Annotated in this window: 22 protein-coding genes and 1 pseudogene; 9 read left to right on the top strand and 14 right to left on the bottom strand. The window is 67.6% G+C overall.

Translation table 11 applies throughout. The annotated features are described in order from the left end of the window. Positions 1-62 precede the first annotated feature (62 nt). The gene (locus IB273_RS00195; RefSeq protein ID WP_151186513.1) at positions 63-1,808 is read left to right on the top strand and encodes a SulP family inorganic anion transporter; all 1,746 of its coding nucleotides are present in this window, start codon (positions 63-65) and stop codon (positions 1,806-1,808) included. On the opposite strand, the gene IB273_RS31820 is transcribed toward IB273_RS00195, so the two are convergent. Together IB273_RS31820 and IB273_RS31815 are read right to left on the bottom strand one after the other, a co-directional pair. Next, entirely contained in the window at positions 1,776-2,639 is an 864-nt protein-coding gene (locus IB273_RS31820) for a methyl-accepting chemotaxis protein (RefSeq protein WP_412548065.1), read from the bottom strand. The two genes, IB273_RS00195 and IB273_RS31820, sit on opposite strands and share 33 nt — an antisense overlap. Continuing rightward, positions 2,634-2,765, bottom strand: a pseudogene (locus tag IB273_RS31815) (HAMP domain-containing protein); the annotation flags it as partial. The gene IB273_RS31820 and the pseudogene IB273_RS31815, both read right to left, overlap by 6 nt. Positions 2,766-4,005: 1,240 nt before the next feature. Between IB273_RS31815 and IB273_RS00185 the strand changes: the two are divergent. Next, the gene (locus tag IB273_RS00185; protein ID WP_151186511.1) at positions 4,006-4,380 is read left to right on the top strand and encodes a hypothetical protein; all 375 of its coding nucleotides are present in this window, start codon (positions 4,006-4,008) and stop codon (positions 4,378-4,380) included. 24 nt (positions 4,381-4,404) lie between these two features. Here the strand turns inward: IB273_RS00185 and IB273_RS00180 are convergent, their stop codons facing one another. Both IB273_RS00180 and IB273_RS00175 read right to left on the bottom strand, forming a co-directional pair. Further along, entirely contained in the window at positions 4,405-5,013 is a 609-nt protein-coding gene (locus IB273_RS00180) for a flavin reductase family protein (protein WP_192222915.1), read from the bottom strand. 65 nt (positions 5,014-5,078) lie between these two features. Next, entirely contained in the window at positions 5,079-5,357 is a 279-nt protein-coding gene (locus tag IB273_RS00175) for a hypothetical protein (RefSeq protein ID WP_081520653.1), read from the bottom strand. A 152-nt stretch (positions 5,358-5,509) separates the two neighbouring features. On the opposite strand from IB273_RS00175, the gene IB273_RS00170 reads away from it, so the two are divergent. Next, a complete protein-coding gene (locus IB273_RS00170; RefSeq protein WP_192222914.1) occupies positions 5,510-5,857 on the top strand; it encodes a GFA family protein in 348 nt (115 codons plus the stop codon). 265 nt (positions 5,858-6,122) lie between these two features. On the opposite strand, the gene mnmH is transcribed toward IB273_RS00170, so the two are convergent. Both mnmH and selD read right to left on the bottom strand, forming a co-directional pair. Continuing rightward, on the bottom strand, positions 6,123-7,223 hold the full coding sequence (gene mnmH, locus IB273_RS00165) for a tRNA 2-selenouridine(34) synthase MnmH (protein ID WP_151186509.1): 1,101 nt from the start codon (positions 7,221-7,223) through the stop codon (positions 6,123-6,125). Then, positions 7,223-8,257: a selenide, water dikinase SelD gene (gene selD, locus IB273_RS00160; protein WP_151186508.1), complete on the bottom strand. Its 1,035-nt coding sequence runs from the start codon at positions 8,255-8,257 to the stop codon at positions 7,223-7,225. The genes mnmH and selD overlap by 1 nt, the downstream gene beginning before the upstream one ends. Before the next feature lie 108 nt (positions 8,258-8,365). On the opposite strand from selD, the gene IB273_RS00155 reads away from it, so the two are divergent. Next, positions 8,366-9,403: a patatin-like phospholipase family protein gene (locus IB273_RS00155; RefSeq protein WP_081520657.1), complete on the top strand. Its 1,038-nt coding sequence runs from the start codon at positions 8,366-8,368 to the stop codon at positions 9,401-9,403. A 796-nt stretch (positions 9,404-10,199) separates the two neighbouring features. Here IB273_RS00155 and IB273_RS00150 read toward each other — a convergent pair. The 6 genes from IB273_RS00150 to kdpF form a co-directional block, all read right to left on the bottom strand. Further along, entirely contained in the window at positions 10,200-10,892 is a 693-nt protein-coding gene (locus IB273_RS00150; RefSeq protein WP_192223781.1) for a response regulator, read from the bottom strand. Between the two features lie 40 nt (positions 10,893-10,932). After that, positions 10,933-13,590, bottom strand: a complete 2,658-nt coding sequence (locus tag IB273_RS00145) for a sensor histidine kinase (protein ID WP_192222913.1) — start codon at positions 13,588-13,590, stop codon at positions 10,933-10,935. A 154-nt stretch (positions 13,591-13,744) separates the two neighbouring features. Further along, positions 13,745-14,293, bottom strand: a complete 549-nt coding sequence (kdpC, locus tag IB273_RS00140) for a potassium-transporting ATPase subunit KdpC (RefSeq protein ID WP_192222912.1) — start codon at positions 14,291-14,293, stop codon at positions 13,745-13,747. Positions 14,294-14,463: 170 nt separating this feature from the next. Next, positions 14,464-16,524, bottom strand: coding sequence for a potassium-transporting ATPase subunit KdpB (kdpB, locus tag IB273_RS00135; protein WP_192222911.1), 2,061 nt, complete (start codon positions 16,522-16,524; stop codon positions 14,464-14,466). Between the two features lie 12 nt (positions 16,525-16,536). Next, positions 16,537-18,231 (bottom strand): potassium-transporting ATPase subunit KdpA, encoded by a 1,695-nt coding sequence (gene kdpA / locus IB273_RS00130; protein WP_192222910.1) that lies wholly within the window; start codon positions 18,229-18,231, stop codon positions 16,537-16,539. An 8-nt stretch (positions 18,232-18,239) separates the two neighbouring features. Beyond that, positions 18,240-18,329, bottom strand: a complete 90-nt coding sequence (gene kdpF / locus IB273_RS00125) for a K(+)-transporting ATPase subunit F (protein ID WP_009618573.1) — start codon at positions 18,327-18,329, stop codon at positions 18,240-18,242. A 321-nt stretch (positions 18,330-18,650) separates the two neighbouring features. Here kdpF and IB273_RS00120 point away from each other — a divergent pair, with 321 nt between their 5' ends. The 5 genes from IB273_RS00120 to IB273_RS00100 all read left to right on the top strand — a co-directional run bounded on the left by IB273_RS00120 (position 18,651) and on the right by IB273_RS00100 (position 23,509). Next, the gene (locus IB273_RS00120) at positions 18,651-19,406 is read left to right on the top strand and encodes a response regulator (RefSeq protein WP_138216433.1); all 756 of its coding nucleotides are present in this window, start codon (positions 18,651-18,653) and stop codon (positions 19,404-19,406) included. Further along, the gene (locus IB273_RS00115) at positions 19,387-20,517 is read left to right on the top strand and encodes a sensor histidine kinase (protein WP_151186502.1); all 1,131 of its coding nucleotides are present in this window, start codon (positions 19,387-19,389) and stop codon (positions 20,515-20,517) included. The genes IB273_RS00120 and IB273_RS00115 overlap by 20 nt, the downstream gene beginning before the upstream one ends. A 107-nt stretch (positions 20,518-20,624) precedes the next feature. Next, positions 20,625-21,413, top strand: a complete 789-nt coding sequence (gene xopAW, locus IB273_RS00110; RefSeq protein ID WP_192222909.1) for an EF-hand domain-containing protein — start codon at positions 20,625-20,627, stop codon at positions 21,411-21,413. Between the two features lie 127 nt (positions 21,414-21,540). Continuing rightward, positions 21,541-22,188, top strand: a complete 648-nt coding sequence (locus tag IB273_RS00105) for a FadR/GntR family transcriptional regulator (RefSeq protein ID WP_192222908.1) — start codon at positions 21,541-21,543, stop codon at positions 22,186-22,188. A gap of 43 nt (positions 22,189-22,231) precedes the next feature. Beyond that, positions 22,232-23,509, top strand: a complete 1,278-nt coding sequence (locus IB273_RS00100) for a CynX/NimT family MFS transporter (protein WP_081519167.1) — start codon at positions 22,232-22,234, stop codon at positions 23,507-23,509. Positions 23,510-23,788: 279 nt separating this feature from the next. Here the strand turns inward: IB273_RS00100 and IB273_RS00095 are convergent, their stop codons facing one another. Then, positions 23,789-24,844, bottom strand: a complete 1,056-nt coding sequence (locus IB273_RS00095) for an AI-2E family transporter (protein ID WP_081519166.1) — start codon at positions 24,842-24,844, stop codon at positions 23,789-23,791. Positions 24,845-24,933: 89 nt separating this feature from the next. Beyond that, positions 24,934-25,752, bottom strand: a complete 819-nt coding sequence (locus IB273_RS00090; protein WP_192223780.1) for a DUF4892 domain-containing protein — start codon at positions 25,750-25,752, stop codon at positions 24,934-24,936. Positions 25,753-25,848: the final 96 nt, after the last annotated feature.

Below are 25,848 nucleotides of genomic sequence, written 5' to 3'. Positions count from 1 at the left end.
AGCTCTGTTGAGCCTTTCCAGCTAGGATTTCCCCTGGTCGATTCCAAGGAAGATCCCCCCGAATGTCCCTCGCCCGTTGGCTGCCCGGCCTGGACAGCCTGCTGCACTATCGTTTCGACTGGCTACCGCGCGATGTGCAGGCCGGCCTGTCGGTGGCCGCGGTGCAGATTCCCACCGCCATCGCCTATTCGCAGATCATCGGCTTCCCGCCGCAGGTCGGGCTCTACGCCTGCATCCTGCCGATGCTGATCTACGCCATCGTCGGCAGCTCGCGGCAGCTGATGGTCGGCCCGGATGCCGCCACCGCCGCGATGGTCGCGGCCGCTATCACGCCACTGGCCGCCGGCAACCCGGAGCGCCTGCTGCAACTGTCGATGATCGTCGCGGTGCTGGTGGGCGCCATGTCCATCGCCGCCGGGTTCGCCCGCGCCGGCTTCGTTGCCAGTTTCCTCTCGCGGCCCACGCTGGTGGGCTACCTGAACGGCATCGGCCTGAGCCTGATCGCCGGCCAACTCGGCAAGATCCTCGGCTACCACAGCGAGACCAGCGGCTTTGTCCGCGGCCTGATCGCCCTGGTGCGCAACCTCGCCGATACGCATTTCCCGACCCTGGCGCTGGGGGTCGGCACGCTGGCGCTGATGATCCTGTTGCCGCGTCGCTACCCGAAGATTCCCGGCGCACTGGTGGGCGTGCTGTTCGCCTCGGTCATCGCCGCCGTATTCGGCCTGGACCAGTACGGCATCAAGCTGCTGGGTGAAGTGCCGCAAGGCCTCCCGCAATTGAGCTGGCCGAAGACCAGCTACGAGGAACTGGGCAGCCTGTTCCGCGATGCCATGGGCATCACCATCGTCAGCTTCTGCAGCGCCATGCTGACCGCACGCAGCTTCGCCGCCCGCCACGGCTACGCCATCGATGCCAACCACGAGTTCATGGCACTGGGCATGGCCAACATCGGCGCGGGGATTTCCCAGGGCTTCGTCATCAGCGGCGCGGACTCGCGCACCGCGGTGAACGACATGGTCGGCGGCAAGAGCCAGCTGGTCGGCGTGGTGGCCGCGCTGGTCATCGGCCTGGTCCTGCTGTTGTTCAGCAAACCACTGGGCTGGGTGCCGATGCCGGCGCTGGGCGCGGTGCTGCTGATGGCCGGCTGGGGGCTGATCGACTTCCGTGCGCTGCGCGGTTTCTGGGCACTGAGCCGGTTCGAGTTCGGCCTGTGCGTGCTGACCACGGCCGGTGTGCTCAGCGTCGGCGTGCTGCCGGGCATCTTCGTCGCCATCATGCTCGCCCTGCTGCGCCTGCTCTACCTCACCTATCGCCCGCACGACGCGGTGATGGGCTGGGTGCACGGCATCGACGGCCAGGTGGAGCTGGAGCAGTACCCCAACGCCCACACCCTGCCTGGTCTGGTGATCTACCGTTTCGACGCGCCGATCCTGTTCTTCAATGCCGACTACTTCAAACAGCGCCTACTGGAAGTAGTGGCCGAGGCGCCCAGCGCCCGCGCGGTGCTGCTCAATGCCGAGGGCATCCTCAACCTGGATATCAGCGGCCTGACCACCTTGCGCGAGGTTCAGCAAACCCTCGACGCCCAGGGCGTGCACCTGTCCCTGGCGCGGGTGACCGGCGAAGCCCTGGCGATGCTCAAGCGCTCCGGCGCCCTGGGCGAGGTGAAGCCGCCGCTGGTATTCAGCTCGGTGCGGGCCGGCGTCAACGCCTACCGGCGCGTGCATCAGCAACACAAGCGTGAGCAGGCGGCCGAACGAGCCGCGCCGGCTTCAGAGACGGAACTGCCCGACCAGCCCCTGTAGCTCGCGGCTGAGCTGCGCCAGCTCGACGCTGGAAGACGCGGTGGACTCCATGGCCTGCGCCGATTCGTCGGCGATGCCACGGATGCTGCTGACGCTGCGGCTGATCTCCTCGGCCACCGCGCTCTGTTGCTCGGAAGCGGCGGCGATCTGCTGGTTCATCTGGTGGATCACCGCCACCGCCGAGGCGATGGTGCCCAGCGCGGCCTCGGTCTGTACCGCGTCGCCGACGGTCATTTCCACCAGCGCGTGACTGCGCTGCATACGTTGCACCGATGTATTCGCGCCGTTCTGCAGGGCGGCAATCAGCGTCTCGATCTCCACGGTGGACTGCTGGGTGCGCCGCGCCAGCGCCCGCACCTCGTCCGCCACCACGGCAAAGCCCCTGCCCTGCTCGCCCGCCCGCGCAGCCTCGATGGCGGCGTTGAGTGCCAGCAGGTTGGTCTGCTCGGCGACGTTCTTGATCACGTCCAGCACGCTGCCGATGCTCTGGCTCTCGCGGCCAAGCTGCTCGATGCTCTGCGTGGCCGCGCGCACCGCATCGGCCAATTGTTCGATGCGACCCAGCGTCTGGCGCACCACGTCCTGCCCGCTGGCCACTTTGCCGTCGGCCTGTTCGGCGGAGCTGGCGGCCTCTTCTGCATTGCGCGCCACGTCATGGACGGTGGCCGCCATCTGGTTCATCGCCGTAGCAACCTGATCGGTCTCGGCCTTCTGGCTGTTCACCCCGTGCTGGGTGCGCTCGGTGACGCTGGACAGTGCCTGCGCCGAAGCGGTGATCTGCCCCACGCCATCGCTCAGCCGGCTGACGATGCCGCGCAGGCTGTCGGCCATGCTGCCGACTGCGCCCATCAGTTGGCCGACCTCATCCTTGCGCCGCACCTCGATGCTCACGCTGAGGTCACCCTCGGCGATGCGTCGAGCCATGCCGATCACCTGGCGCAGCGGTCGCACGATCATCCAGGTGATCAGCATCGACGCCAGCGCGCCGACCAGCAGCGCCAGCGCCGCCGAAGCGACGATCAGCAGCGTATTGGTCCGCAACTGGCTCTGCATCGCCGCACGCTGGGCAGCGTAGGCATCGTCGACCTGCTGCATGACCAGCGCCGCTCGGTCGTTCATCTGCGCGTGGACCTGTTTTTCCTGCTCGAGGCTGGCGGTGTATTCGTCGAGCTTCTCGACGAAGGCGTTGATGTTGGTGATGACGTCCTTGAGCACCGAGACGTAGGTTGGATCGGTAATCGCTTCCTGCAGCTTGGCGGACAGCTCCAGCGCCTCGGCGGCGGACTTGATGCGACCGCCCTCGGCCTTCTCGTCGCTGCCCGCTTCCATGCGCGAGCGGGCCTCGTTCAGCCCCTGCAGCACCAGGCGGTAGAGCTGGCTGACCTGGGTAGCCTGCTGCAGCAGTTCCTCGCCCTTCTGGCCCTGGGAGTCCTTGAGTTCGTAGGCGCCGTCATCGGCCAGGCTGGATTGCAGGATGTCCAGGCTGTTGGACGCGCCGTTCACCGACCAGGTGGCGGCGTCCAGCGACAGGCGCCGGCTCTTGCTGGACTTCTCGAAGCTGGCGAAGGCGGCCAGGTAGTCGGCAATGCCCTGCTCCACGCGGGCCATGGCCGCAGCCTGATCCGGCTGGGTCTTGAGACGCGCCACCGCTTCGCCGAGGTTGCCGGCGTGTTCGCGCAGGCGCTTGGCCGAGGCATCGCTGGCGTCGATCACGAAGTCCTTCTCGCTCTGGCGCATCTCCAGCAACTCGCGGTTGATGGTCGACATGTCGCCGAGCAGATCGAAGCGCTGGGAAATCGCCCGTAGCGAGGTCACGCCGATCACCGCCACCACGGCCGTCAGCAACAGCACCAGGCCGAATCCGATGGCCAGTTTCTTCGCCGTTCCCATGTCGGCCAGACGACGCTGCACGAAGGCAACCATGGCTTCTCCCCCCCATCCGCAATGGCGTTGCAGGAAATCCCGAAGGTCTCCTGATCGTTATCGCTGCTTTTGCGCGGAACATTAGGAGCGCCGCCCACCGACTGGATAGAGGGCACGACGGTGATGGCACGGTGATGCTGCACAGAGATACGTGGAGGTCGTATCCAGAACACTGAACAGGACTTTCCTGACCCGGATGCGGAAATCGCCGACAGCGACCTGCCAGCCTGACCGTTCAGATTCCGACACCTGACTTTTCACTCCAGGTGCTCGGATGAACGCCTACTACCAACTGGTCCTGCAGCGCCCGCTGGCGGGATTCGCCCAAGAACTGTTTCTGCCGGAGCTGTACCGCCAGCAGCGCCGCCTCGACCCGTTGCTGCTGACTCGCGGACAGCTGCCGATCCGTCACTTTGTCTGCCCGCAGGCGTATGACGAGGCCAAGGGCGAATGGCTGGACTGCTGGTTCGATGCCCAGACCGGCTGGCGCCTGGTGCACGGCATCGTCAGCCTGATCCACGGCAGCACGCTGGACTTTACCCGCCGTGACGAACTGCTCTCCGAACTCTTCGCCCTTGGCGAGCGGCTGGACGTGGCGCGGATGGGTGGCATCCACTGGCAGCTCGGGCTGGAACTGGAGTTCGCCTGACGCCGCCGCGCCAGGCGGGGAGTCCTACTTCGGACGGATCATGCTGAAGGTGTCGCGGGTATAGCTGTACTGGGTGCCGCCCAGGCGACCGACCAGGTCCAGCTTCGCCGGGTCGACGTGGCGCTCGTCCTGCATCACCGACTCATCGATATGCGCCAGCAGCACGCGGGCGAAGATCAGCATGCTGGAGGGGTTTTCTGCCGGGTACGGCATGATTTCCGCCAACTGGCATTCGAAGGCCACCGGTGCGCCGACAACGCGCGGCGGTGCCACGCGCTCGCTGGGCACGGTAGCGATGCCGGTGTGTTCGATCTCGCTGACGCCGTGGGGCAGCCAGGCGGCGGTGGCGTTCATGTTCTCGGCCTGGTCGGCGCTGACCAGGTGGATCACCAGCTCGCCGGTCTCGCGCACGTTGCGCAGCGTGTCCTTGACGCTGCCATCCTCGCGCACGCTGGTGTTGACCAGCAGGGTCGGCGGCGAATCGCTGATGACCTGGAAGAAGCTGAACGGCGCGAGATTGCTCTGGCCGTCCCTGGACAAGGTGCTAACCCAGGCGATCGGGCGTGGCGTGACAGTGGAGGCCAGCCAGCGGTAGGCCTCGGCCTTGGACAGTTGGGTGAAGTCGAGTTGCATGTCGAAATCCGGGCGATGCGGTAGGGAAGGCGCGGGCCGCTTCAGGCAGCCCGGCGATACGCGGCTCAGCGGCCGGCGCGGGATTCCTTGATGTAGAAGCGCGCGCGGCTGGCCTTGTCGGCGCAACCGTCATAGGCCTCGACCTGCTGCTGGGTCTTGGCGGCGGTCAGCAGCCCGACGGCCTTGGAGTAGCTGACGGTGCCGGCGAAACCTTCGGCCTTGGCCAGGTCCAGTTCGTGCCAGGCGGCATTCAGCTCGTTGGCGCAGCTGTCGCGGTTGACGGTCTTGCCCGAGCAGCCGGCAACGGCGAGCAGCAGGGCGATGATCAGGGGAATGCGCGGCATGACGAAACTCCTGGAAGTATTCGGGGGTGAATCCAGCTTAGAACGCGGCGCAGGGGCCTGCCGGACGGCGCCGCAGTATGCCACCGGACGGATGGCATTCAAGCGACTACTACACTGTTTGCCCACGGGGTATCCCGACAAGGAGAAGGATCATGTTGCACCAGGGCAGCTGCCATTGCGGGCAGATCGCGTTCGAAGTGGAAGGGGATGTCGGTGAAGTCGTGTCATGCAACTGCTCGATCTGCCGGCGCAAGGGCTCGCTGCTGTGGTTCGTGCCGCGCGGCAAGCTGAAGCTGACGACTCCTGAGAGTGCGATGAGCACCTATACGTTCAACACCCATCGCATCGAACACCGTTTCTGCCCCACCTGCGGCTGCGCGCCGCTGGCCTACGGCGCGATGCCGGACGGCACGCCGATGGCGGCGATCAACGTACGCTGCCTGCCGGGGGTGGACCTGGCGGGGCTGACAGTGAAGGAGTACGACGGCAAGAGCATGTGAGCACCTGTTGGTCCGCTGCAGCGTGTAGGGCGGATAACCCGGAACGGGTTATCCGCCGATGGCATAACGGCGGATAACGCTGGCGCGATATGCGCCCTACAAAACTGAAAGCTAGTCGTAGGATGGCGTGAAGCGAAGCGATACCCATCGCTCTCATGCACCGACAGCAGCATGGGTATCGCAAGCTCCACCCATCCTACGTTGGTGCTCCGTCGTGATGCCGGTGCGGGCCGGTATGGCCCGCACCTGCAGGGGAACGCCGGGATCAGCGCTCGGCGCGGAAGCGCAGGTATTCGACCACTTCGTCCTGGGTGCCGCGGAACTCCACGCGCTCGCCTTTGCTCTCGCGCTGGAAGGCGTACATCGGGTCGTAGTATTCGCCCAGCAGCCCTTCGATCCAGCCCCGGTGCAGGTCCACCGCGCCGCTGCGCTTCTGCTCTTCCAGGGCCTCATCCATGATCGCCGCCAGGCGCTGGTAGCGTTCGCCGCCCAGGCGCTTGACGATGCCCGACAGGCTCTTGCGCAGGTAGGCGGCGAAGGACTCGAAGCCGCCCTCCTCGCCCACTACCTGCACATGGTCGGCGCACAGGTTCACCACGTAGTCCTTGAGGATGCGCTCCACGCGCTGCTCGAAGCTGTCTTCCAGCCACACCAGCGGGTAGTGCTGCATGCCCTGGTACAGCTCCAGCGGCACCGAGCAGCTGCCGACGATGCGCCCCTCGTCCTCCAGCACGAACTGCTCCGTGCCGGCGTGGCGCTTCTTCAGGATGTCGATGGCCAGGCGGTTCTCGAAATCGATCTGCGCCGGCTGCGGCGTGGCGCGGCGGCCGAAGGCGGAACCGCGGTGGTTGGCGTGGCCTTCGAGGTCCAGGCTGTTGGCCAGCTGGGCGATGACCTCGGTCTTGCCGGTACCGGTCAGGCCGCCCACCAGCACGAACTGGCACTCCTCGACGGCGGCGCGGGTGGTGTCGAAGAGGAAACCGCGCATCGCCTTGTAGCCGCCGACCACGCGCGGGTATTCGATGCCGGCTTCGGTCTTCAGCCACTGCTGGGTGATCTGCGAACGTAGCCCGCCGCGGAAGCAGTACAGATAGCCCTCGGGGTTGGCCCTGGCGAAATTCGCCCAGGCCTCGATGCGTGCGGCCTTGAGCTTGCCCATGACCAGCTCGTGGCCCAGCGCGATGGCCGCCTGCTGGCCATTCTGCTTGTAGCAGGTGCCGACCTTCTGCCGCTCGCTGTCGTTCATCAGCGGCAGGTTGATCACATTGGGGAACGCGCCCTTGTCGAACTCGACCGGGGCGCGCACGTCCATCATCTTCACATCGCCGAGGAACAGTTCGCGGTAGTGGCGGGTGTTGTCGCGCATCACATCACCTCGACCGCGTGACGCTGTCGGCCGACCAGTTCGCCGATGGGCGCCAGGTCCATGCCCAGCTCCTTCGCCGTGGCGAGGAACTGCGCCTCGCCCGCAGGCTCCACCGCCACCAGCAGGCCGCCGCTGGTCTGCGGGTCGCACAGCAGCAGCTTGTGCAGCTCGGGCAGCGGCGCGATGCGTTCGCCGTAGCTGTCGAAGTTGCGCAGGGTGCCGCCGGGTACGCAACCGGCTTCCAGGTAGTACTCGACGCTGGCCAGACGCGGCACGGCGTCGTAGCTCACGCGGGCAGTCAGGCCGCTGCCGTCGGCCATTTCCACCAGGTGGCCGAGCAGGCCGAAGCCGGTGACGTCGGTCATCGCCTTCACTCCGTCGAGCTTGCCGAAGCGCGCGCCGGGCTTGTTCAGGGTGCACATCCAGTCGCGGGCGACGCCCACGTCTTCGGCGCGCAGCTTGGCCTTCTTCTCGGCGGTGGTGAGGATGCCGATGCCCAGCGGCTTGGTCAGGTACAGCTTGCAGCCGGCGGTGGCGGTGTCGTTGCGCTTCATGAAGCGCTTCTCCACCAGTCCGGTGACAGCCAGGCCGAAGATCGGCTCGGGAGCATCGATGGAGTGCCCACCGGCCAGCGGGATGCCGGCTTCGTCGCAGACCTTGCGGCCACCGGCGATCACTTCGCGGGCGATTTCCGGCGCCAGCACGTTCACCGGCCAGCCGAGGATGGCGATGGCCATCAGCGGGTCGCCGCCCATGGCGTAGATGTCGCTGATGGCATTGGTGGCGGCGATACGGCCGAAGTCGAAGGGATCATCGACGATCGGCATGAAGAAATCGGTGGTGGACACCACGCCGCGCTCGGCATCGATTTCGTAGACGGCGGCGTCATCGCGCGAGGCGTTGCCGACCCACAGCTTGGGGTCGAGGTTCTGCGCGCCGCTGCCCGCGAGGATGACCTCCAGGACCTTGGGGGAAATCTTGCAGCCACAGCCGGCACCGTGGCTGTACTGGGTCAGGCGGATCGGTTCGCTCATCGGGAGGCTCCGGGCAGGGAAATCAAACGGCGATTCTAGCAAAGCCCGGCTTGGCGCGGCCGCTGCCCACGGCGTATCGTCGCAGGGTTCGTCACGCGGAGTTGCCCCATGTCAAAACAGATCGCGCTGGTACTCGGTTCCGGCGGCGCGCGCGGTTATGCGCATATCGGAGTGATCGAGGAGATCGAACGGCGCGGCTATGAGGTGGTGTGTATCGCCGGCTGCTCCATGGGCGCGGTGATCGGCGGCATCTACGCCGCCGGCAAGCTGGGCGAGTACCGCGACTGGGTGGAAAGCCTGGACTACCTCGACGTGCTGCGCCTGCTGGACGTCAGCTTCCGCCTCGGCGCCATCCGTGGTGAGCGGGTATTCGGCAAGATCCACGAAATTCTCGGCGAGATCGACATCGAACAGCTGCCGATCCCCTACACCGCGGTGGCCACCGACCTCACCAACCAGCAGGAAATCTGGTTCCAGGAAGGCTGCCTGCACCAGGCCATGCGCGCCTCGGCGGCGATCCCCAGCCTGTTCACCCCGGTCATGCAGGGCACCCGCATGCTGGTGGACGGCGGCCTGCTCAACCCGCTGCCGATCGTCCCGGTGGTCTCGACCCACGCCGACCTGATCGTCGCGGTCAACCTCAACGCCACCAACCAGCGCCAGTACTCGCTGCCGGTGATCGAGCGCCCACCGGCGCTAAAGGGCCGCTTCGATTCGGTGATCTCCGGGCTGTCGAACAAGCTGAGCTTCTTCCGCCGCGGCGACGTCGAGCCGCCACCCGAACTGATCGCCGACGCCCTGCTGCACCCGGTGCCAGCCGCCGCCGAAGAGCCCGCCGAACCGGAAATGCAGCAACCCGCCGCGGCTCCACAGGCCAAGGGCTCGCCACGCTCGGCCACCGGCAGCCACGTGATCGACAGCAGCAGCCCGGCCTCGCTGCTGGAGTTGGTGAACCAGAGCTTCGAGGTGATGCAGACCTCGCTGGCGCAATACAAGATCGCCGGCTACCCGCCGGATATCCTGATCAACGTGCCCAAGCGCGTGTGCCGCTTCTTTGAGTTCTACAAGGCCCCCGAACTCATCGCCCTCGGCCGGCAGATCGCCAGCGATACGCTGGATCGGTATGAGGCGGAGAATCCTTACTGATCGGGCTGGTGCTCTTCCGACAAGAGCGATGAATCGCGGGCAGGTTTCGGCTTTGGGCGGTTCGCGAGCAAGAACTGGGCGTCTCCCTCGCTCCTACAAAGAGCCCGCCGCCCCGCTTGTACAAGCGGACCTTGTCCGCGAAATCCATCGCGGCGGACATAGCCGTCACAGGGATACTCCGTTGAATATCGCCTGTCGGCGATTCGCGGAGAAGCTCCGCTCCTACAAGAGCGTGCGCATCGTTCTGGCTTTGGCTTTTGCTCTTGGAGACTTCCAGGGAAACCTCCGCGCACTCCGAACGGCCCCGTTCAGGAGGCCTCGTTGAAGCGGAGTTTAAGGGGTTGAGCGACATGGATGTCGCGAGAGCCGCGATGGGCCAGGGATGGCCCTTCGTGGGGGGACGCCTAGTTCGTGCCCCTGAAACTTCGCTTCAACGAGGGTATTTTTCGCCCCAAGCGAAAAACCGGATGTCCGGGGCAAGACCTTTGCCCACTTTGGGTCGTTTGCCAAAGTGGGTCGCCCGAGGGGGCGAAACATGAAATCCACGCGCACGCCGAAGCGGCGCTGAAATAACCAACCACAAGCAAGAAGAGCATCGCGGACAAAGTCCGCTCCTACGGAAAGCCCACGCGTCGAAGGGGAAAAGCAGAGCGATGGGTATCGCTTCGCTCCACACCATCCTACGTCGTGCTCTCCGGTCTGAAATTCAGTTTCGTAGGGCGCATAACGCGCCAGCGTTATCCGCCGCGGTGGAATCGGCGGATAACCCGTTCCGGGTTATGCGCCCTACGCGCTGTCAGGCTTCGCGCAGTCGGTACCCGACTCCCGCCTCGGTGACGATGAACCGCGGCGTCGCCGGATCATCCGCGAGCTTCTGCCGCAGGTGACCGACCACCACCCGCAGGTAGTGCGTGTCCTCGGTATGCGTCGGCCCCCAGATATCCTTGAGCAGTTGCTGCTGGGTCACCACCCGGCCCACATGCCGCGCCAGGGTCGAGAGCACCGCGTACTCCTTGCGCGTCAGCGACACTTCCTCGCCATCGAGCAGCACGCGGCGATAGGAGAAATCCACACTCAGCGGCCCCACCGCGACCACCGCCTCCTGCGTCTCGCCACTGGCGCCCTGGCGCAGCAGCACGCGGATGCGCGCGAGGAATTCCTGGATGCCGAAGGGCTTGGTCACGTAGTCATTGGCGCCGCTGTCCAGCGCCAGCACCTTCTCGCTTTCGCTGGCACGCACGGAAAGCACCAGCACCGGCACCTGCGACCACTCGCGCAGTTCGCGCAGCACGTCCTGGCCGTCCTTGTCCGGCAGGCCAAGGTCGAGCACCACCAGGTCCGGGCGGCCCAGTGCGGCCTGGGCCAAACCTTCCTCGCCGGTGCCGGCTTCGAGCACCTTGTAGCCACCGGCGCTGAGGCTGATACGGAGGAACTTGCGGATCTGCGGTTCGTCGTCGACGACCAGGATGGTGGCGGCGCTGGCGTTCATCGGCAGTCCGGGCTGGCGGGGGGCGTCCAGCTTGAGCCTTTCAGACAGCAGCATCAAGCTGCTCCAGGTCCGGCTGTTGCTGCAGCGGCAGGTGCAGCACGAGGGTGGTGCCGCGCCCGTCGATGCCGTCCTCGACGGTGATGCGCCCGCCGTGGGCGCCGACCATGCCCTGGCAGATCGCCAGGCCCAGCCCGGTGCCTTGCCCGCCACGATCACCGCGCGCGGCGGTGTAGAACATGTCGAAGATCTTCTCGCGCTCCGCCGGCGGTATACCCGGCCCTTCGTCGCTGACCAGGAAGCGCAGCTCGTCCTCGCCCTGCTCTACCGCCACCCGCAAGCGGCCTTGCGGCGGCGAGAAACGCGCGGCGTTTTCCAGCACGTTGACCAGCGCCTGTTCGATCAGCGCGGCATGCACGTAGAGCAGCGGCAGTTCCGGCGCTACGCGGGTTTCCACCCGATACGGGGCGACCACCGCGCGCAGGCGATTGAGCGCGCTGCCAACGATGTCGCCGGGCGATACCCAGTCGCGCGACAGCTTCAGGCCGCCATGGCCGAGACGGGTCATGTCCAGCAGGTTCTGGATGTAGCGGTCCAGGCGCTCGGCCTCGTCGCGGGTGCTTTCCAGCAGCTCGCGGCGATCCGGCGGCGGGATGGCGTCGCCGAGGGCCAGCAGGCTGTCGATGGCGCCGCGCATGGAGGTCAGCGGGGTACGCAGGTCGTGGCTGACCGAGGCCAGCAGCGCACTGCGCAGTTGTTCGGTTTCGCCGTGCAGACGCGCGGCTTCGAGATCTTCGGCCAGACGAGCACGGGCCAATGCCTGCGCCAGTGGCTGCCCCAGAGCTGCAAGCAGACGACGGCGCGAGCCGGACAAGGGTTGCGAATCACGCGGGCTGACGCCGAGCAGCGCCAGCGGACCGTCCTCGCCGGACAGCGGCCACCACCACCAGCGCCCGCCCGGCAGCGTGCCGGTGCCCAGGCCGGCGGGCTGATCGTGCTGCCAGGCCCAGTCGGCGGCGGCACGCTCCTGGTCTTCCAGCGTGCGGTTGAAGCCACCCTCCAGCTTCCACTCGCCGTTGACCCGGCCAAGCAGGCAGATATCCAGCCCCTCCCAGCCGCCCAGTTGCTGCGCGGCGGCAGCCATCACTGCCTGGCGGTCGGTGGCGGCGGTGAGCTTGCGCGACAGCTCGAGCATCTGGCTGGTCTCTTCCTGCGTTTCGCGCAGCGCCTGCAACTGCCGACGTTGGCGAGCCGCGAGGTTGCCGGTGAGGCCGGCCATGAGGAGGAAGAACAGCAGGGTCAGCACGTCTTCTTCGCGCTGGATGGAGAAGGAGAAATGCGGCGGGATGAACAGGAAGTCGTAGGCCAGGAACGACAGCACCGCGCAAGCCAGCGCCGGGCCGAGGCTGCTGCGTACCGCCACCAGCAGTACGGCGGCGAGGAACACCAGGGAGATGTTCGGCAGCTCCAGCACACTGGCCACTGCCCACGCCAGGGCGCTGGCACAGCCGGCGGCCAGCGTGGCGAGCAGGTAGTTGCCCCAGGGCCAGGGCGATTGCGGACGGGCCCTGGGCGGCGCGAGGTCGGCCTCGCTGTCGAGCACGCTGATTTCCAGCCCGTCGCCCAGGCGCAGCAGGCGCGCTGCCAGGCCGCCGCCGAACAGCCGGCGATACCAGCGCTGCCGCGAGCGGCCGACCAGCAACAGCGTGGCGCGACGTTCCTTGCCGTGTTCGACCAGGGTGCGCGCGACTTCGCCGCCGCGCAGTTCGACCACGTCGCCACCGAGGCGCTCGGCCAGTTGCTGGGCGTTCTGCAACTGCATGCGCGACGTTTCGCTGCGCGCCTCGCCGGTATCGACGTGGACCAGCGACCAGGGCAGATGCCGGCGTTCGGCGACGCGGCTGGCATGGCGCACCAGCCGTTCGGCGTTGTGTTCTCCATCCACCCCCACCAGCAACCTTCCGCGCACAGCGGGGGCGTCGCCGCCCTGCTGGCGATAGCGATGGGCAAGATCGTCGTCCACTCGCGCGGCGGCGGTCTGCATGGCCAGCTCGCGGAGTGCGGTGAGGTTGGTCTGACTGAAGAAGGCGTCGATGGCGGCGCGGGCCTGCTCGGGCACGTAGACCTTGCCCTCGCGCAGGCGCTCCAGCAGCTCGCGCGGCGGCAGGTCCACCAGCAGCAGCTCGTAGGCTTCCTGCAATACCCAGTCGGGCACGGTTTCGCGCACCTGCACGCCGGTGATGTCGCGCACCTGGTCGTTGAGGCTTTCCAGGTGCTGGACGTTGACCGTGGTGTAGACGTCGATGCCGGCGGAGAGCAGTTCCTGGATGTCCTGCCAGCGTTTGGCATGGCGGCTGCCGGGGGCGTTGCTGTGGGCCAGCTCGTCCACCAGCGCCAGCGCCGGCGGGTCGCAGAGCAGGCCGTCGAGGTCCATTTCCTCCAGGGTGATGCCGCGGTATTCGGAGCGCTTGAGCGCCTGCTGCGGCAGGCCGGCGAGCAAGGCCTCCGTCTCCGCGCGGCCGTGGGTTTCGACGACGCCGACGCGCAGCTTCACGCCCTGGCGCAACTGGCCCTGGGCGGCCAGCAGCATGGCGTAGGTCTTGCCGACGCCCGGTGCGGCGCCGAGGAATACCTTGAGGCGGCCACGGCCCATGGGGGGCAGGTCGGCCAGCAGGGCGTCGGCGCGGTTGGGGTCGGTCATGGGGCTATCCTCGGAGCGCGCGGGGCGCTCGTTTCATGTTTTGCCAAGGCGGAGACAAGCCCCTCTCCCCAGCCCTCTCCCTGGAGGGAGAGGGAGCTGTCCGCAGCAGGCCGGCACCCTCGTGCAGCGGCCTGGACGGCTCTGGCGCTGGAGTCTAGCGAGGCAGGCTGGCCAGGGCCATGTTCAGCGCCAGCACGTTGACCACGGCGGGGCCGATCAGCGGGCGTTCGGTGTTGGCTTCCACCAGTTTCTCCAGGCTCGCCGCCGGTACGCCGCGCTCCAGGGCGATGCGCGGCACCTGGTACAGCGCGGCGGCGGGCGGCAGTTGCGGGTCAAGACCGCTGCCGGAGGTGGTGACCAGCGCCAGCGGCACCGGTTGCGCGCCAATCTGCTGGGCAGCGGCATCCTTGGCGATGCGTTCGGCCAGCGCCGGGTTGCCGGGCGCGAGGTTGCTGGCGCTGCTGGAGACGGTGGCGAAGTCGCCAGCGGAGGGGCGCGAGTGGAACCACTGGGCACCGTCGAATTTCTGCGCGATCAGCGCCGAGCCGCGCACGTTGCCCTGGTCGTCGCGCACCAGGCTGCCGTTGGCCTGGTCGTGGAAGGCGACCTGGGCGATGCCGGTGACGGCCAGCGGATAAGCAACGCCGGTGACGGCGCTGAGCAGTATCAGCGAGACGATGGCGGGGCGGAGTTGGTTGAGCATGTTCGTGTTCCTCTGTGAGATTCGGAGCGAGGGAATGCCCTCACCCCAGCCCTCTCCCAGAGGGAGAGGGGGTTGTTCGGCGTATCCGGCGAGATCGGTGCTTCCCGATCACTCCGAACGGTCCCCTCTCCCTCCGGGAGAGGGTTAGGGTGAGGGGGAAGCCGCGTGCCTTAGGCCAGGCCTACGCCCACCAGAATCATGTCAATCACCTTGATCCCCACGAACGGCGCCAGCAGCCCGCCCACGCCATAGATCAGCAGGTTGCGCCGCAGCAGCTGCGAAGCGTCGCTGGCCTGCACGCGCACGCCGCGCAGGGCCAGGGGGATCAGCGCGACGATGATCAGCGCGTTGAACACGATGGCCGAGAGGATGGCGCTCTGCGGGCTGGCCAGTTTCATCACGTTGAGTACGCCCAGTTGCGGGTAGATGCCGGCGAACAGCGCAGGAAGGATGGCGAAGTACTTGGCCACGTCGTTGGCCACCGAGAAGGTGGTCAGCGCGCCACGGGTCACCAGCAGTTCCTTGCCCACCTGCACCACGTCCAGCAGCTTGGTCGGGTCGCTGTCCAGGTCCACCAGGTTGGCGGCCTCGCGGGCGGCCTGGGTGCCGTCGTTCATGGCCATGCCGACATCTGCCTGCGCCAGGGCGGGGGCGTCGTTGGCGCCGTCGCCGCACATGGCGACCATGCGGCCCTCGCCCTGCTCCTGGCGAATGCGCGCCAGCTTCTTCTCCGGCGTGGCTTCGGCGATCACGTCGTCCACGCCCGCTTCGGCGGCGATGGCGGCAGCGGTCAGCGGGTTGTCACCGGTCACCATCACGGTACGGATGCCCATGCGGCGCAGCTCGGCGAAACGCTCGCGGATGCCCGGCTTGACCACGTCCTTCAGGTGGATAGCGCCCAGCAGCTTGCCGTCGGCCACCACCAGCAGCGGCGTGCCGCCACTCTGGGCGATGCGCTCGATCTCCTTGACGAGGGTTTCGGGCATCTGCGCACGGTCCATACCGATAAAGGCCAGCGCAGCGTCCACCGCGCCCTTGCGGTACACGTGGCCGTCGATGTTGATGCCCGACAGGCGCGTCTCGGCACTGAAGGCCACCGGAGTCACGCGGTTGCGGTCCGGCTCCGGCAGGATGATCTGCGCCCTCAAGAACTCCACTATGGATTTGCCCTCCGGCGTGTCGTCAGCCAGCGAGGCGAGGAACGCGCCCTCGGCCAGCTCCAGCGGCTGCACGCCGGGAGCGGTGTGCAGCGCGCTGCAGCGGCGATTGCCGAAGGTGATGGTGCCGGTCTTGTCGAGCATCAGCACGTGCACGTCCCCCGCCGCTTCCACGGCGCGGCCGGACTTGGCGATGACGTTCAGGCGCACCAGGCGGTCCATGCCGGCGATGCCGATGGCCGAGAGCAGGCCGCCGATGGTGGTGGGGATCAGGGTCACCAGCAGCGCCACCAGGAACACCAGCGGCAGGTTGCCGCCGACGAACAGGGCGAAGGGCTTGAGGGTCACGACCACCAGCAGGAAGATCAGCGTCAGGCCGATCAGCAGGATGTCCAGCGCCACTTCGTTGGGGGTCTTCTGGCGCTTGGCGCCTTCCACCAGGGCGATCATGCGGTCGAGGGTGGATTCGCCGGGGTTGGCGGTGATCTTCACCAGCAGAGCGTCGGAAACCAGCCGGGTGTTGCCGGTCACGGCCGAGCGGTCGCCGCCGGATTCGCGGATCACCGGGGCAGATTCGCCGGTGATGGCTGCCTCGTTGACCGCCGCCACCCCCTCGATCACCTCGCCGTCGCCGGGGATCAGCTCGCCGGCGACGACACGCACCACGTCCCCTTTGCGCAGGCTGCTGGCGGCGACTTTCTCGAAGTTGCCGCTGGCAGTCCGGCGCATGGCCAGCAGACCCTGGGTGCCGGCCTTGAGGCTGTCCGCGCGGGCCTTGCCACGGCCCTCGGCGAGGGCTTCGGCGAAGTTTGCGAAGAGCACGGTGAACCACAGCCACACGGCGATCTGCACGGCAACGAAGGTGGGCACCGACTCACCGCCCACCACACAGAGCACGGTGGTCAGCACGGCGGTCAGGGCCACCACCAGCATCACCGGCGAGCGTTGCAGCTGGCGCGGGTCGAGCTTGACGAAGGCCTGCACCAGCGCCGGCTTCCACAGGGCGGACAGCGCGGTGGTCGGGCGTTTCTCGGCGGCCTTGTTCAGGGCCAGTTCCTGGGTTTTCGCATTCATGGAGGCGGCTCCTCAGAAGCCAAGCGTCAGGTGATCGGCCACTGGGCCCAGCACCAGCGTCGGCAGGAAGTTCAGGCCACCCACCAGCAGGATGGTGGCGGTCAGCAGGCTGACGAACAGCAGGCCGTGGGTCGGGAAGCTGTTGGGGCCGACCGGGGTGGCCTTCTTCGCCGCCAGGCTGCCGGCAATCGCCATCACCGGGAGGATGTAGCCGAAGCGGCCGATCAGCATGGCCAGGGCGATCATCAGGTTGTGGAACGGGGTGTTGGCGCCGAAGCCACCGAAGGCCGAACCGTTGTTCGCGGTGCCCGAGGTGTAGGCGTAGAGCAGTTGGCTGAAGCCGTGGGCGCCGGGGTTGCTCACCGCCGAGGCCGGGCCGGGCAGGCTGGCGGCGATGGCGCCGAGCACCAGTACGCCGACCGGCATCACCAGCAGGGTCGCCACCAGCAGGCGCACTTCACGGGCCTCGAGCTTCTTGCCGAGGTATTCCGGGGTGCGGCCGACCATCAGCCCGGCGAGGAACACCGCCACCAGGACGAACAGCAACATGCCGTAGAGGCCCGCACCGACGCCGCCGAAGATCACTTCGCCGACCATCATGTTGAGCATTGCGACCATGCCCGACAGCGGGTTGAGGCTGTCATGCATGGCGTTCACCGAGCCGTTGGAGGCCGCCGTGGTGGTCACCGCCCAGAGCACGCTGGCGGTGGTGCCGAAGCGGCTCTCCTTGCCCTCCAGCGGAGCGACCTGCTCCACCGGCAGCGCGCTGAGCGCCGGGTTGGGCTGGTACTCGGCCCACAGCGTCACGCCCAGGCCCAGGGCGAACAGCACCAGCATGCAACCGAGGATGGCGCGGCTCTGGCGCAGGTCCTTCACGTAGTGGCCGAAGGTGAACACCAGCGCGGCCGGTATCAGGATGATGGAGACGACCTCGAACAGGTTGCTCCAGATGGTCGGGTTCTCGAACGGGTGCGCCGAGTTCACGCCGAAGAAGCCGCCGCCGTTGGTGCCCAGCTGCTTGATGGCGATCTGGCTGGCCGCCGGTCCCAGCGGGATGGACTGGTCGGCGCCCTGCACGGTCAGCGCGTGGGCATAGTCGAGGAAGGTCTGCGGCACGCCCTGCCAGACCAGCAGCAGCGCCAGCAGCAGGCACAGCGGGATCAGCCCGTAGAGGGTGGCGCGGGTCAGGTCGACCCAGAAGTTGCCGAGGTTGTTCGTCGACTTGCGCGAGATGCCTCGGGCCAGCGCCACCAGCACGGCCAGGCCGACGGCGGCGCTGACGAAGTTCTGCACGGTCAGGCCGAGCATCTGGCTCAGGTAGCTCAGCGAAGCTTCGCCGCTATAGGCCTGCCAGTTGGTGTTGGTGACGAAACTCACCGCGGTGTTGAACGCCAGCGTCCATTCCAGGCCCAGCAGGTTCTGCGGGTTGAGCGGCAGCAGCCCCTGCAGCACGAGGATGGCGAACAGCAGCACCAGCCCCACCAGGTTGAACGCCAGCAGGGCCAGGGTGTAGCTCTTCCAGTCCTGTTCGTCTTCGGGACGGATGCCGCACGCGCGGTAGATCGCCCGCTCCACCGGCAGGAACAGGGGGCTGAGGAAGGTGCGCTGTCCCTCCATCACCTTGTAGTAGAAGCGCCCGAGGAACGGTGCCGGCACCAGCACCAGCGCCAGGAAGGCGACGATCAGCAACAGGTCATGACTGTTCATGACGTCTCCTAGGAACGGTCGGCGCGCAGCAGCGCCACCAGCAGGTAGATGAACAGTCCCGTGGCCAGGACCAGTGACACACCGTCGAGCACGCTCATGATTGCTTTCTCCTCACGCGGGCGACTCCATCGCTTGGGCGGCCGATGCCGCCTGACGGAAATTTTCCGCAAGCGGCGCGTAAAGGAGCGATTCCCAGCCCCGGCGGGCGGCATAAAGAAAGCGTAAAAAACCGCTCTGGCGCGGTGACCGGAAGGCTTTGTATCAGGCCCGATACAGAGCGGACACGCTGGCGACACCCGCACACCGCAGCCTCGCCGACCATGGCCCGCGCACGCGATGACGGGTTAGCATGCGCGCGTCGCATGCCCCTGGCGGCCCCTGGCCATCCTGCCCCACGTTTTCCCGCGACAGGTTTCTTCATGTACCCGACCACTACCGACGACCCACGCCGCTGGACTACCCGTGCCCTGCTGGTGGATGACGACGAGCCGATCCGCGAACTGCTCTGCGGCTACCTCGCGCGCTTCAACATCGAAACCCACGGCGTCGCCGACGGCGTCGAAATGCGCCGCGCGCTGGAGAACGAAAGCTTCGACGTGGTGGTACTGGACCTGATGCTGCCCGGCGAAGACGGCCTGTCCCTGTGCCGCTACCTGCGGGCCGAGTCGGACATCCCGATCCTCATGCTCACCGCCCGCTGCGAACCGGCGGACCGCATCATCGGCCTGGAACTGGGCGCCGACGACTACATGGCCAAGCCCTTCGAGCCGCGGGAACTGGTAGCGCGCATCCAGACCATCCTGCGTCGTGTGCGCGGCACCAGCCTCACCAGCGAGGAAGGCACCCGCGGCGAACCGCGCGCCCAGGTGCGCTTCGACCAGTGGCGCCTGGACAGTGTGCTGCGCCAGCTGCATGCGCCCGATGGCCTGGTGGTGCCGCTGTCCAACGCTGAATTCCGCCTGCTCTGGGTGTTCCTCGAACGCCCACGGCGGGTGCTCAACCGCGAACTGCTGCTGGACGCGGCCCGGGGCCGCACCATCGAGGCCTTCGACCGCAGCATCGACCTGCTGGTCTCGCGCCTGCGGCAGAAGCTCGGCGACGATCCGCGCTCGCCCCGGCTGATCAAGACCGTGCGTGGCGAAGGGTACCTGTTCGATGTCCGCGATATCGCCTGAGTCCGCGCCCGAGCGCGCGAAGGAAAAACCCCTGGAGCGCGCCGATAGCCTGTTCGCCCGGCTGTTCGGGGTGTTCCTGCTGGCCATCGTGGTCGCGCACCTGCTGGCCTTCGCCTGGTTCCACCATTACGGCCCGCACCGGCCCGACATGCCGCCGCCCCCGCCGCCAGGGCAGGGCTTCGAGCGGGGTCCGCCGCCGCAAGGTTTCGCGCCGGGCCCCGAGGGTTTTCGCCCGCCGCCTCCCCCGCCGCCGCGCCTGCCGTTCTGGAGCGCGCCGTTCGCCTTCCAGCTGCTGGCCCTGATCCTCGCCGCCGGCATCGGCGCCCGCCTGCTCGCCCGCCCGGTGCAGCGCATGGGCGACGCCGCGCTGCGCCTCTCCGAAGACCTGGACAGCCCGCCGCTGCCGGAAACCGGCCCGCGCGAAGCGCGCCAGGCCGCCCACGCCTTCAACCGCATGCGCGAACGTATCCGCGAACAGGTGCAGCAGCGCAGCCGCATGCTGGTGGCGGTGTCCCATGACCTGCGCACCCCACTGTCGCGGCTGCGCCTGCGCGTCGAGGAAATCGACAACCCGCAGCTGCGCACCCGCATCGGCCAGGACCTGGCCGAGATGATCGGCATGCTCGACTCTACCCTGCACTACCTGCAGCAGGAGCGCGCCACCGAACCGCTGCAGTGGTTCGACGTGAAGGCCCTGGCCGATTCGCTGGCCGAGGACGCCTGTGAGCGCGGCGCCGATGTCGGCGTGGAAGGCTTCTGCGCGCCGCTCAAGGTCCAGCCGATGGCACTGCGCTCATGCCTGAACAACCTGCTGGACAACGCCCTGCGCTACGCCGGTGATGTCAGCATCGAGCTGCGCGACGGCACCCGCGAAGTGGAAATCCGCGTCCGCGACCACGGCCCGGGCATCCCCTCAGAGCTGCGCGAGCAGGTGTTCGAGCCGTTCTTCCGCCTGGAAGGCTCGCGCAACCGCAATTCCGGCGGCGTCGGCCTGGGACTGTCCATCGCCCGCGATGCCGCGCGGCGCCAGGGCGGCGACCTGACCTTCGAGGAAACCCCCGGCGGCGGCGCCACCGCCGTGCTGCGCCTGCCCAGAAGCGCAGCCACGTAACGCCGTGTAGCGACCCGCAAACAAAGCGCACAAACCCGCGACACAGGCGCGCCCGAGGCTGTCATCAGCGGAGAACCCTCCGCTTCGGCAACCACGGAGACTCTCCCATGATCAGCGGCGTGAGCAGCAGCTATGCGAGCTACTACACCAGCTCGCTCGCCCGGACCCAGACCGCCAGCAGCACCACCGCGACGCAGAGCGGTAGCACTGGCGGTTCCCAGGGCGCGGCGAAATTCCAGGAAGACCTGTTCAAGTCCATCGACAGCGATGGCGACGGCAGCATCAGCAAGGACGAACTGACCAGCGCGCTGGCCTCCAGCGATGACTCGGACAGCAGCGACATCGACATCGACGCCCTGCTCAGCGAGCTGGACAGCGACAGCAGCGGTGGCATCTCCCAGGACGAACTGGCCGCCGCCATGCCTCCTCCCCCCCCACCACCCGGCGACATGGGAGGCATGGGCATGGGCGACTCCGCAGAAGACCTGATCAGCGCCCTGGACAGCGATGGCGATGGCAGCATCAGCAGCGACGAGCTCTCCGCCCTGGGCAGCAGCGACGACGACAGCGAGCGCCTGAGCGAACTGTTCAGCCAGCTCGACGCCGACGGCAGCGGCTCGATCAGCAGCGACGAGCTTTCCAGCGCGCTGCAGGCCCAACGCCCCGACGGCCCGCCGCCGCCCCCGCCGGCTTCGGCCTCCAGCAACTCGTCCGACGACTCCTCCAGCAGTGCGTCGGACAGCTCGACGACCACCGCCTCCAGCGCCTCCTCGACCAGCGCCAACACGGGCGCCGCCTACCAGAAGCTGGTGGCCAACCTGCTCAAGCAGTACCAGAGCAGCGAAGTCACCGCCCTCCAGGCGACCAGTGGCAGCCTGGTGAACATCGCCGCCTGATCCGCGTCGATGCCCACCGCCGGAGCGCCCCCGCTCCGGCGGCCTTCTCTTCTCCCCGCATTGCCAGCCAACACGGAACTGTCCTAATCTTGGCCTCTTAAAATTCATCCGATGATTGGATGTTTCAATGCCAAGCCCCATTCAGAAGCGCTCGCTGGTGGACATCGCCCTCGAGCAGATCCATCTGCGCATCGACGACGGCACCTGGCCATTGGGCCAACGTCTGCCGCCAGAGCCCGAACTGGCCGAATCCCTGGGTATCAGCCGCAATACCGTGCGCGAAGCGGTCCGCGTGCTGACCTTCTCCGGCGTGCTGGAAGTGCGCCAGGGCGACGGCACCTATGTGCGCGCCCGCGCCAACCCGCTGGAAACCATGCTGGTGCTGGCCCGCAGCTCGGTGGAGCAGGCACTGGAGGCGCGCGGCGTCATCGAAGTGGAAGCCAGCCGGCTGGCCGCCGGGCGCCGCACCGAAGCCGACCTCGCCGCACTGCGTGAGGCGCTGGAGCGCTCTGCCGTTCATCACGGTGGTGCTCTGGATGAATACATCGCCCACGACCTGGCCTTCCACCAGCGCGTGGTGGACAGCGCCCACAACCCGGTGCTCAGCGAGCTGTACCGCTACTTCTCCCAGGTGATCCGCGCCGGCCTGGAGCGCACCATCGGTGACCCGAGCCGGCCGCAACCGGGCTTCGATCTGCACCGCGAACTGGTGGATGCCATCGCCCGTGGTGACGCGGACGCAGCCGCAAAAGCGAACCGCGCGCTGCTGATCTGACTCTGAATGCTTTCTTCTGCCTTGCTGCCCTGGAATGCCCACCATGTCCTTGCCCAATGACCCGAAAGACACCGAGCACAAGGTGTCCTGCCCGCCCGAAGAACTGCTGATCGACGCCGAGGACGACGGCGTGAAAGCCGCGCCGCGCCCGCAGCGCACCTGGCTGTTGCTGCTCGGCCTGGTGCTGGTGGCGATCAACCTGCGCCCGGCGCTTTCCAGCCTGTCGCCGCTGCTCAACACCGTGCGAGACGGCACCGGCCTGTCCGCCGCCGCTGCGGGCCTGCTGACCACCCTGCCGGTGCTCTGCCTGGGCCTGTTCGCGCCGCTGGCGCCGATGCTCGCGCGACGCCTGGGCGCCGAACGAACCGTACTGCTGATCCTCTTCACCCTGGCCGGCGGCATCGTCCTGCGCAGCCTGTTCCCGGTGGCCGGGCTGTTCCTCGGCAGCCTGGTGGCCGGCGCCAGCATCGGCATCATCGGCGTGCTGCTGCCGGGCATCGTCAAGCGCGACTTCCCGCACATCGCCGGGACCATGACCGGCGTCTACACCATGGCGCTGTGCCTGGGCGCCGCTACTGCGGCCGGCTCCACCGTGCCGCTGGCGACGCTGATGGACAATAGCTGGCAACTGGCGCTGGCGTTCTGGGCGATCCCGGCCGTGGTCGCCGCGGCGATCTGGCTGCCGCAGACCCGCCAGAACCACCACGCCCACCGCGCGGTGTACAAGGTGAAGGGGTTGTGGCGCGACCCGTTGGCCTGGCAGGTGACGCTGTACATGGGCCTGCAATCGTCGCTGGCCTACATCGTCTTCGGCTGGGTGCCGTCGATCCTCATCGACCGAGGCCTGAGCGCGGTGGAAGCCGGGCTGGTGCTCTCCGGCTCGGTGATGGTGCAGCTGTTCAGCGCCCTCGCCGCGCCCTGGCTGGCCACCCGTGGCAAGGACCAGCGCATCGCCGTGGTGATCGTCATGGGCCTGACCCTGGCCGGCCTGCTCGGCCTGCTGTTCGCCCCGCTCTCGGGCATCTGGGGCTGGGCGGTGGTGCTCGGCCTCGGCCAGGGCGGCACCTTCAGCATCGCACTGGCGCTGATCGTGCTGCGCTCGCCGGACTCCCACGTCGCCTCCAACCTCTCCGGCATGGCCCAGGGCGTGGGCTACACCCTGGCGGCCTGCGGGCCCTTCCTGGTCGGTGTGGTGCACGACGCCACCGGCGGCTGGGCAGCGACCGGGGTGATCTTCGTGGTGGTGACAGTGGCGGGGATCGTCTTCGGCCTGGGCGCCGGGCGGGACAAGCTGGTGCAGGTGAAGAGCGAGCACGTCTGAATCACGTAGGGCACATGACGCCCCAGGCGTTATCCGCCATGGCGGCGGATAACCCGTTCCGGGTTATCCGCGCTACGTTGCTGTGAACTTCGGTGCGTCTGCTGACACCCTCACCCCAGCCCTGGCTGCGCGCCCCGCTCCAGAGGGAGAGGGAGCCGCTCGGCGCAGGGGCTCTTCTAAGAAGTCAGCCGGCGAGCTCCCATCTTGCAAAGCGCACCAACCGGTCCCCTCTCCCTCCGGGAGAGGGTTAGGGTGAGGGCAATCTCTCGCGCCGAAGTATCAAACCACCGGCGGCGGCGGAGGCCGCTGCGAGCTGGCCACCCACGCGCTGACCAGGTTGTAGACCACCGCCAGCAGCACCGGACCGAGGAACAGGCCGATGAAGCCAAAGCTGAGCAGCCCGCCGAGCACGCCCAGCAGCACCACCACCAGCGGCAGGTTGCCGCCGCGGCTGATCAGGTAGGGCTTGAGGATGTTGTCCACGCCGCTGATCACGAAGAAGCCCCAGATCGCCATGAACACCGCGTAGCCGTAGCTCTCCTGGTAGAACAGCCAGATCACCGCCGGGCCCCACACCAGCGGCGGCACCATCAGCAGGCTGCAGACGAAGGTCAGCAGGCCGAGCAGAAAGGCGCCGGGAACGCCGGCAATGAAGAAGCCGATGGTGGCCAGCACGGCCTGGGCCGCGGCGGTGCCAATCACGCCGTTGACAACCCGCTGTACGGTGCCGGCGATGATGTCCATGTACTGCTGCGCGGCAGGCCCGATCAGGCGCTCCAGCACACCATGGGCAAAGGCTTGCAGGCGCAGGCCGTCGCGATAGAAGAAGAAGATCAGCACCAGGCTCAGCACCAGTTCGAAGATGCCCGCGCCCAGCTTGGCGCTACGCGCCAGGGCCCAGTTGCCGACCTCGCCCATGTACGGTTTGAGCGCGGAGAACATCGCCACGCCCTGCTGGTCGGCCTGGTACCACCAGCCGATCAGCCGGTCGCCGATCAGCGGCACCCGCGCCATCCACTCCGGCGGCGGCGGCAGGCCGGACACCTGCAGGTTCTTCACCAGCTCGACGCCTTCGCGCACCCGGTCGACCAGGCCAAAGCCCAGCCACACCAGCGGCAGCGCCACCAGGACGATCCAGCCGATGGTCAGCAGGCCCGCCGCAGAGGCCTGGCGACCGCCCAGCAACTGCGTCAGCAGACGCATCAGCGGCCAACTGGCGAAGGCCAGCACGGCGGCCCAGAACAGCGCCGACCAGAACGGCAGCAGTACCCAGATACTCGCGCCCAGCAGGCCGAGCAACAGCAGGCGCAGCAACAGGCGATCGTTGTCGAACATTGGAAACCCCGGTTGGCTCGAAAGCCCCAGTGTAGGGCGTTTCCGCTCTCAACGTAGGATATTCAGCCTGGAGAATCAGTTCCGGAAAATCAGCGCAGCCAGGTCAGGTGCAGGCCGTCACCGTCATCCTTGCCCTGCTCCAGGCGCGCATCGCGTACGCCCTGGGCGGTGAGCGCGGCACGCCAGTCACCAGCGTGCTGGCCGGCCAGCTCGACGCGCACGCCGGTGTCCAGGCGCAAGGTGCGCACCAGCAGGTCGAGCCAGGCGCCGCCCGGCTCCTGCGGCACGTGGCTGAGGGTCAGCTCGCCGTTGGCCTTGAGCAGGCGCATCAGAGTCGCGGGGCTGGGCAGCAGTTCGCCGAGGGCGGCGGTGCTGTCCAGCTGTTCGGCATGCAGGTAGGCGCGGCGGTTGCCACGGGTAATGGTGTAGACCGCCAGCAGGCTGTTCTCGTGGGGCGCGGCGAGGCGCACCAGCAGGTAGGCCTGCTGGTCGTCCGGACCGAACAGTTTGGAGTTGCCGAACACCGAGTTGGCCAGCAGGTTGCTGGAGCCGCAGTCACGGCTCTCGCACCAGAACAGCGGCGTAGCGTCGGCCTTGAGCAGGTCCTTGCGCGCGGCGGCGAAGGCGCTCTGGCTGGAATCCTCGTCGGGCAGGCGATAGGTCACGGCGGTCAGGTCGCCGATGGCGCGCACCTCCCCTTCCATGCGCAGGCGCCCGCTGATGCGGCTGATCGAGCCCTGCGGGTAGATGCGTTCCTGGCTGGCGGTCTGGTTGAAGTCGACGATCTCCGAGCGCGGGAAGCGCGGGAGTATTTCCAGGTCGTGGCTATCGGGCAGGTCAGCGGCGCTGGCGAGGCTGGCGATACCGAGCAGTCCACCGGCGAGCAGCGTGCGGAGCAGCCGTGACATCCGGTGCGCGTCGGTCCTGACGAAGTGAGGGTTTTCCGGCCTCTGGCGCGCGGCGGTCTGGATGTCGAGCATGCACAATCTCCCTGAAGCGATCCG

It is taken from the genome of Pseudomonas sp. PDM19, assembly GCF_014852215.1.
GTDB lineage: Bacteria > Pseudomonadota > Gammaproteobacteria > Pseudomonadales > Pseudomonadaceae > Pseudomonas.
Note: the sequence above shows the minus strand (reverse complement) of the source record. Positions and strands in the feature narration are given on the sequence as shown.